We start from the raw sequence: 7,200 nt of genomic DNA, 5'->3' as shown, positions 1-7,200 counted from the left end.
CTATCACGCCCACCTGCATGACACCACCTCTGACAGGATGTGCAAAAACCCGGACAGGTATTTATCGGCCCGGATCAACTTAAGGAATATGATCGAGAGAGTCATAGACCCAGATAAAATTGACGTTCAGGCTGACTGCACAGAAATGGATGAGCTTTTCTCAGGCGAGAGAATCAGAGAGGGTAAGGAGCTCAAAGGTTTCGAACTCGTGGAGGTAGGGGAGGTGGAGAGCGAGGGCATAGAGGTCGTGGGAGAGTGCGACGGATTTCTCGGCATTCACGTCATCGTTTCTGGTGTGAGCGACGACGCTGCCCAGGCAATAGAAAGCCTGTTTTCAGAAGTGATAAACAGGATGAAGGGTGTTGAGTACCGGTTCAGGAAGGAGAACGTAAGGATAATGGTCTCAAACGAGTCTGAAAACCTTTTCACTCCCGAATGCGTCGGTAAAGTTATTTTCGAGGCAGTGAAGGCCATACCGGCAGTGGAAGGTGTAAAGGTAAGAATCGTGTGCGACGGAGCGGAATTTGAGAGGGTTGTTGAGAAGAGTTCACGGATTCATGCCGAGAGAGAAGACAGGGCTGGTCGCCTGAGTGAAGGAGACGTGGACACATTTTACGGATGCATATCATGTCAGGTTTACCTGCCCAATCACGTTTGCATCATCACTCCCGAGAGGCCATCGCCATGTGGAACCATTTACAGTGAGGCAAAATCAGCTGAGGAACTCAAACTCGTTCACTACTACTTCCCGGTGGAAAAAGGCGAGGAGATAGACGGGGAAAAGGGGGAGTACGCGGGTGTAAACAGAACTGTTCAGGAAAAGAGCGACTTCAGGATAGAGAGGGTTAAGCTACACTCCGTTCTGGAAAACCCGCCTTCAACCGGCAATTATGCAGAGGCAATAGTCTTTTACATGCCCGAAGAGGATGGCTTTGGAATTGTGGACAGGAGTTACAGAAAAAAGACCCCCATTGGTCTGACCTTCGACGAAATGGAGAAGCTGATAGTTGGGCAGCAGGTTGAGGGGTTCGCTGGAGTGAGCTTCGCATACATACGATCCAGGAGCTTTCTCAAAGGAGATGGTGGGTGGGGCAGAGTGAGATGGGTCTCGCCAAACGTTTACGACTTCATAATGGAGTTCCTGCCGGACGACGTGTTGAGGAGGATTAGAACATCGTCCTAACCGCTGAACACCCTGACCCTGTTTCTCTTGAATCCAATCTTTATCTCGTCCCGGCTGTCAATTTCAAGCCTGTGGTAAGCGTGATCCGGGATGTGAACGACCACCTTTTCCCTGTTGAGCTTCACCAGTATCTCGTGAGCAGGACCGACTTTCATCCTCGAAACAATCCTTCCCGAAAACACGTTGCCCTCGAGGTTTTTCCCGAGTTCCTTGCCCTCTCTTATCACCATAACGTATTCCGGCCGTATTCCGAAGAATACCCGCTCACCAGCATCAAAGTCGCACGAGCTCAGGTGGACAACCCCTTCACTCCACTCAATGACGATCTCACCATCCCTTTCCGCAACAACCCCCTCAAACACGTTTTCAAATCCGGTAAACTGAGCAACGAACCTCGAAGCGGGAAATTCGTACACCTGCTCTGCATCACCTTTCTGGACTATTCTGCCGTCCCTAATCACTGCAATCTCGTCGGCTATGATAAGCGCTTCCCTTATGCTGTGTGTGACGTATATCACCGGTATGTCGAGAGTTCTCAGTATTGCGGACAGTTCGAATGTCAGTTTTTTCCTCAAAAACTCATCAACGCTGCTCATCGGCTCGTCGAGAAGGAGCACCTCGGGGTTTCCTGCAAGAGCTCTCGCAAGTGCAGTCCTCTGCATCTCACCGCCGCTGAGCTCGGAAACTTTTCTGTCGAGCAGGTGCCCGATCTCCAGCATCTCCACGACCTCCAGGCTATCTCCCGCGTACAGTATGTTCTCCCTGACAGTCATGTGCGGAAAAAGCGCGTAGTCCTGGAAGACATAGCCAACCCTTCTCCTTTCCGGTGGGAGTGAGGTTATGTCCCTTCCGTTCAGAAAAATTCTCCCGCTGTCCGGCTTCACAAGGCCAGCTATCATGTTCAGAACCGTCGTTTTCCCGGACCCACTGGGGCCTATGACGGCAGTTATCCCCTCAAACTCCGCGGTGATCTCTATCCTCATACCACTCAGCTTTTTCTCAACACTGCGCAGCTCAAGCAACGCCATCACCCTGTTTCCGGAAGGCAAATACAAAGGCAAGAGAGACCAACCAGAAAACCACCGCTACAGAAGACGCTTTCTCGAGACCTCCGGAGAGGAAGTACATGTAAAGCTCAACTGGAAGTGTTGTTGGATGGTACGCGAGCATGAATGTTGCCCCAAACTCACCGAAGCTCCTGACGAAGCACATCATCACACCGGCAATGATGCTCTTCCTGGCAAGTGGAACCGAGACCCTCAGAAACGTCTCAAACTCACCCTTCCCCATGAGCCTGCTGGCATACTCGAGTCTCCTGTCTATGCCATCAAACCCGGCCTTCGCCGAGATTATCAGAAACGGAGAGGAGACGACGAGCTGGGCTAGGACGATTCCAAGAAAGCTTCTCGTCAGCCTTATTCCTGAAACTTCAGTGATGAATCCTGCCGGTCCTCCTGGCGACAGGATGTTGAGCATGAGCAGGCCCGTGGCTATTGGAGGGAGTATTACCGGAGTGAGGACGATTGCCTCTAAAAATGGTTTGTATCTGCTCTCCATCCTGGAAATACGGTAGGCGAGAGGAATTCCGAATACTGTGGCGATGGCCGTCGTAATGAGTGATGAGGTGAGGGACGTGAGCAGAGGTGTAGTGTCTATTGCCAGCACATCTGCGAGAGAGAGGCTTGCGACGGCAGAGATTGCGGGAAGAGACAGGTATATGAGCAGCAGAAATGAAAGGTAGTACACGGATCTCATGGTCGCACTTCCCTCACAGAGGTTCTGAATCCCATCTCTCTCATCATCCTCAGCCCATCATCAAGCATGAACTCTACAAAAACTCTCCCTTTCGAGTTATTCAGCCCGGCAATGCCGTAGGCTATCGCCTTCCCCCTGTAAACCCTGTCCCCCACCCTGACTACGGCTCTCGAGTACAGCTTGTTGAAATCTGGATTGCCCAGATTCACCTCATCTGGAAGGTCCACAAACCTGAGACCGTGGTTAACCGCCATGTTCCTGTAGAGGAAGCCGATATCGACTGTTCCTGCAGACAGGTTCGCGGATAGGTCGGTTTCGAGGGCGAAAATTTTGACCTTCTCAACCAGATCATCGTAAAACTTGAGCCCGTAAAAAAGCTCAGCCAGCTTGAACACAATCAGAGTCCTGTAACCGAGTGGGTCGACTGCCGGGTCACTCATTCCCGCGGTAACATCTCCGTTAAGGATCGCCTCAACCCAGTTTTCCGGAACGTCTCTTTTTCCGGAAACGACAATGCTGTTGGATGCAAACACGTAATATCCGTCAATTATTTCGGGCAATAGCTCTTTCAGAAGCTCATGATCCGCAGATATGACGACATCCGGTTTTCTGAGCCCATCCCTCACCATCTCCACAATCGCAACCGAGCCCTTTGCCTCTGAAATCACGTCGTAGCCATACCTTTTTTCGAACTCAGGAATTATTTTCTGTTCCATTTCCCTCACGAGGCTTGCAGCATACATGACCTCGATGCTCCTGCTGGATGTGCACCCTGCCACTGCCATTGCCGAGAGCGCTGAGAGTCTGAGAAAGTCCCTTCTCAGCATCGAAAAGTTTAACAATTCAATTGTATTTTAACGTTTGGTTAAATGAAAGTGGTTGACTCACTGCTCACCGAGAGGCAGCTGGAAATATACATCCGGAGGTTGAGAGGAGAAAAGCTGGAGGAAATTGCGAGGGAACTCGGCACGACAAAAAGCAACATTTCGGCGCTGGAGAAAAAGGCAAGGAGAAAAATCGAGCTTGCATACAACACGATACGGCTCGTGGAGCAGCTGGTGGATGCTCACATAATCACGATAAACCCGGGGACCGACCTCTACGAGATCCCGGGACTGGTTTACAGGAAGGGAGATGAGATGGGCATAAAGATAAGGTACAGCGGACCCGAGCTGATAAAGCTTCTCGTGGAAAGGTGCGGTCACAAGCTGAGAAACAGGGAAGTTATCAGACAGATAACGGTGGGCATCAAGAGTGACGGAGACCTCAGTGTGCTTTAGCTAAACAACTCCAAGTATTCTGCCGAGGTAGTACACGTAGAAAATCACCAGCATTCCTCCTTCCCAGCGGGTTATCTGCCTGTCCTGTGTCATGAAGAAGTACAGGAGGGTTGCAGCAACCATTAAAGGCAGGGCAAACGACGTGATGGATTCTGGAAACTTCACAGCTCCGATAAGAGACGACAGACCGGTTACACCGAACGCGTTGAAAATGTTCGATCCCAGCACATTGCCTATCGCCATATCTGCCCTCCCCCTCCTCGCAGCCAGAATGCTCACGGAGAGTTCTGGGAGAGACGTTCCGAGCGATACAGCGGTTGCAGCCACAATCTCCGTGCCAATTCCGAGTCTTAGAGAGACCTCCACAACAGACCTCACCGTGTACTCCGCTCCCACGTAAAGGAGGACTGCACTTCCGGCAAGAATTGCAGCGTCTCTTGCACCAAACCGCTCCTTCCGGTATTCACCGTTCTCCACAGAGCTCATGGCATACCCGAGATAAACCGCCAGCCCGGCAACCGAGATCACACCTTCAGCGGGTGTCAGCTCCCCGTCGTACGCGAGAATTGCGAGCAGAAAAGAGGAGGCTATGAGAAGCGGGAGATCCACTCTCAGCAGATCATACCCTATGTCAATCTTCCTTCCAACAATGCCGGCGAGACCTATTATCAGAAATATGTTGGTGATGTTTGACCCCACGACGTTCCCTGCAACTATCTCCGAGCGCCCCATTGCCACGGCGGCTATGGAGGAGGCGAGCTCCGGAAGGGATGTGCCAACGGCAACTACAGTCACACCGACTATGAAGTGCGGCAAACCCACCGCCATTCCGAGCTTTTCAGCCGACCTTGTGAAGTAATCCGATGACTTTATCAGCACTCCAAGGCTCAGAACGAATACCGCCGTCCAGAAAATCACAATGTTCTTTGCCGCACAGCCAACTTTTAAGTTTTTCCCGTAAAATTACTGAAAACGAGCAAAATAAGAAACATGCGCATCCCACAGTTCAAATGCGAGGGGTTGAGTATGATAAGAATAGACGGAAGTTACGGGGAGGGTGGTGGTCAGATACTGAGAAGCGCGGTGGCACTCTCCTGCATAACCGGTGAGGACGTGGAGGTCTACAACATACGAGCCAACAGACCGAAGCCAGGGTTGAAGGCACAGCACATGAAGGGGGTGGAGGCGGCAAAACTGCTGTGCGACGCAGAGGTCGAGGGGCTAAGGATCGGATCGACAAGGCTGGTCTTCAGACCTGGAAAAGTCAGGGCGAGAGATCTGAGGATAGACATAGGCACTGCGGGGAGCATTACTCTCGTTCTCCAGACCATCCTCCCACCACTCCTTCACAGCAGGAAAAGGTGCAGGCTGAGAATAACCGGGGGAACGGACGTCAGCTGGAGTCCAAGCGTTGACTACTTCAGATTTGTCACCGCGAAAGTGCTTGAGGAAATGGGCGCTGAGCTGGATGTTGAACTGGTGAGAAGAGGGTACTACCCCAAGGGAGGTGGAGAGGTCGTCGTTGAGATCGGCGAGGCGACTCTCACCGGCATGAAATTTTCCGAAAAGAAAACTGACACGGTTTACGGAGTGAGTCACTGCTCCAACCTTCCCGCCCACGTTGCAGAGAGGCAGGCAAGGGCTGCCAAGAAAATCCTTGAAAGCGGTGGATACTCTGTGGAGATAAAAACGGAGGTCTCAGGAGGCATTTCAACCGGATCCGGGATCACGCTTTTCACAGCATACAAGGGTTCCGTTGCCCTCGGAGAAAAGGGTAAACCAGCAGAGAAAGTTGGGGAACAGGCCGCGCGCGAAATACTCATGGAAATGAACAGAAGAGGTGCGTTCGACAGGTTTCTTGCGGACCAGGTGATGATTCCCGCAGTCATCGCGAAGGGGGAAACGGAGTACACGGCAACCGAAATAACACTTCACGCCAGAAGCAACGCGTACGTCATAAACAGCTTCTTTGACGGTGCTGCAGAGATAGAGAGCAACACAATAAGGATCAAAGGTATATTATAGTATATTTCGATAAAATAATTTTTATTTTGTTTTTGAGATTAACAGCGAAAATTATAAATATGAGATTGTATTTATTAATCATGCTAAAAAATATAAATGATTAATCGTTAGAATTGTGGAGGGATTAGCTATGAGATTGAGCAGGAGAGAGTTCAACAGAGCCATTGCAGCACTTGGAGCATCAGGGTTTCTGATGAACTACAGGACTGAGATCGTCAGTGCTCTGGAGGAGGCAAAGAAGGCCGGTGTAAAGCTGTTCTGGCTTCAGGGACAGAGCGATTCGGCCTGCACAGTTTCACTCTTGCAGGCGAGCGACCCAGACCTGTACGACGCGATCGAAGAGCTCAGCGTTGGCATATCCTTCCATCCGACAGTGATGCCCTCCTTCGGAGATGATGCAATAAAGGTGCTGGAGGAAGAGGATCCGGACGTGCTGGTACTTGAAGGATCGATACCAACTGGAAACATGGAATACGCATGCACCTTTGGAGAGAGAAACGGAAAGGAGGTAACTCTTGTCGAGTGGCTGGACGAGCTGATTCCAAGGACGAAAGTGGCGATAGTCGGTTTTGGAAGCTGTGCCACGTACGGAGGGATACCCTCTGGAAGGGATTTCGACGGAAAAAGCCCGACAAATGCTGTGGGGCTTTACCAGTTCCTGAAGGACAGGAAACCGTCAGTGCCAGTGGTGCTGATACCCGGCTGTCCGGGACACCCAGACTGGCTGATGGTCACGCTCGCAAGTGTGCTGCTCGGAATTGTTCCCGAGCTTGACGACCACTGGAGGCCCAAAGCATTCTTCTCAAACCTGATACACGACAACTGCGCGAGGAGGGGATTCTACGACGAGGGGTGGTTTGCTGAGAGCTTCATGGAGAGCGACATGAGGTACAACAAGTGCCTGTTCAAGCTGGGGTGCAGGGGGCCGATGACGCTCTCCGCATGCAGCGAGACCAA

8 protein-coding genes are annotated in these 7,200 nt (G+C 51.4%); 4 read left to right on the top strand and 4 right to left on the bottom strand.

Translation table 11 applies throughout. The features are described 5' to 3' along the window. The first annotated feature begins 88 nt into the window (after positions 1–88). Positions 89–1,183: a hypothetical protein gene (locus ACXJJC_RS08830; protein ID WP_456371095.1), complete on the top strand. Its 1,095-nt coding sequence runs from the start codon at positions 89–91 to the stop codon at positions 1,181–1,183. Here the strand turns inward: ACXJJC_RS08830 and ACXJJC_RS08825 are convergent. The 3 genes from ACXJJC_RS08825 to ACXJJC_RS08815 are packed head-to-tail and all read right to left on the bottom strand — an operon-like array spanning position 1,180 to position 3,765. Continuing rightward, complete coding sequence (locus ACXJJC_RS08825) at positions 1,180–2,211, bottom strand: ABC transporter ATP-binding protein (protein ID WP_456371093.1); 1,032 nt, start codon at positions 2,209–2,211, stop codon at positions 1,180–1,182. The genes ACXJJC_RS08830 and ACXJJC_RS08825 overlap by 4 nt on opposite strands. Continuing rightward, positions 2,198–2,938 carry a molybdate ABC transporter permease subunit gene (locus ACXJJC_RS08820; protein ID WP_456371091.1) on the bottom strand — a complete coding sequence of 247 codons (741 nt, stop codon included), beginning with the start codon at positions 2,936–2,938 and terminating at the stop codon, positions 2,198–2,200. The genes ACXJJC_RS08825 and ACXJJC_RS08820 overlap by 14 nt, the downstream gene beginning before the upstream one ends. Next, on the bottom strand, positions 2,935–3,765 hold the full coding sequence (locus ACXJJC_RS08815) for an extracellular solute-binding protein (RefSeq protein WP_456371089.1): 831 nt from the start codon (positions 3,763–3,765) through the stop codon (positions 2,935–2,937). Before ACXJJC_RS08815 ends, ACXJJC_RS08820 begins: the two co-directional genes overlap by 4 nt. 42 nt (positions 3,766–3,807) lie before the next feature. On the opposite strand from ACXJJC_RS08815, the gene ACXJJC_RS08810 reads away from it, so the two are divergent. Further along, a complete protein-coding gene (locus tag ACXJJC_RS08810; RefSeq protein ID WP_456371087.1) occupies positions 3,808–4,218 on the top strand; it encodes a Tfx family DNA-binding protein in 411 nt (136 codons plus the stop codon). Here ACXJJC_RS08810 and ACXJJC_RS08805 read toward each other — a convergent pair whose 3' ends face one another. Beyond that, positions 4,219–5,136, bottom strand: coding sequence for a calcium/sodium antiporter (locus ACXJJC_RS08805; protein WP_456371085.1), 918 nt, complete (start codon positions 5,134–5,136; stop codon positions 4,219–4,221). 108 nt (positions 5,137–5,244) lie between these two features. On the opposite strand from ACXJJC_RS08805, the gene rtcA reads away from it, so the two are divergent. Together rtcA and ACXJJC_RS08795 are read left to right on the top strand one after the other, a co-directional pair. Beyond that, a complete protein-coding gene (rtcA, locus tag ACXJJC_RS08800; protein WP_456371084.1) occupies positions 5,245–6,243 on the top strand; it encodes an RNA 3'-terminal phosphate cyclase in 999 nt (332 codons plus the stop codon). A gap of 130 nt (positions 6,244–6,373) precedes the next feature. Then, positions 6,374–7,200: NADH-quinone oxidoreductase subunit B family protein (locus tag ACXJJC_RS08795; RefSeq protein WP_456371082.1), on the top strand; the 827-nt coding region annotated here is incomplete at its 3' end.

The organism is Geoglobus sp., assembly GCF_054018175.1.
Note: the sequence above shows the minus strand (reverse complement) of the source record. Positions and strands in the feature narration are given on the sequence as shown.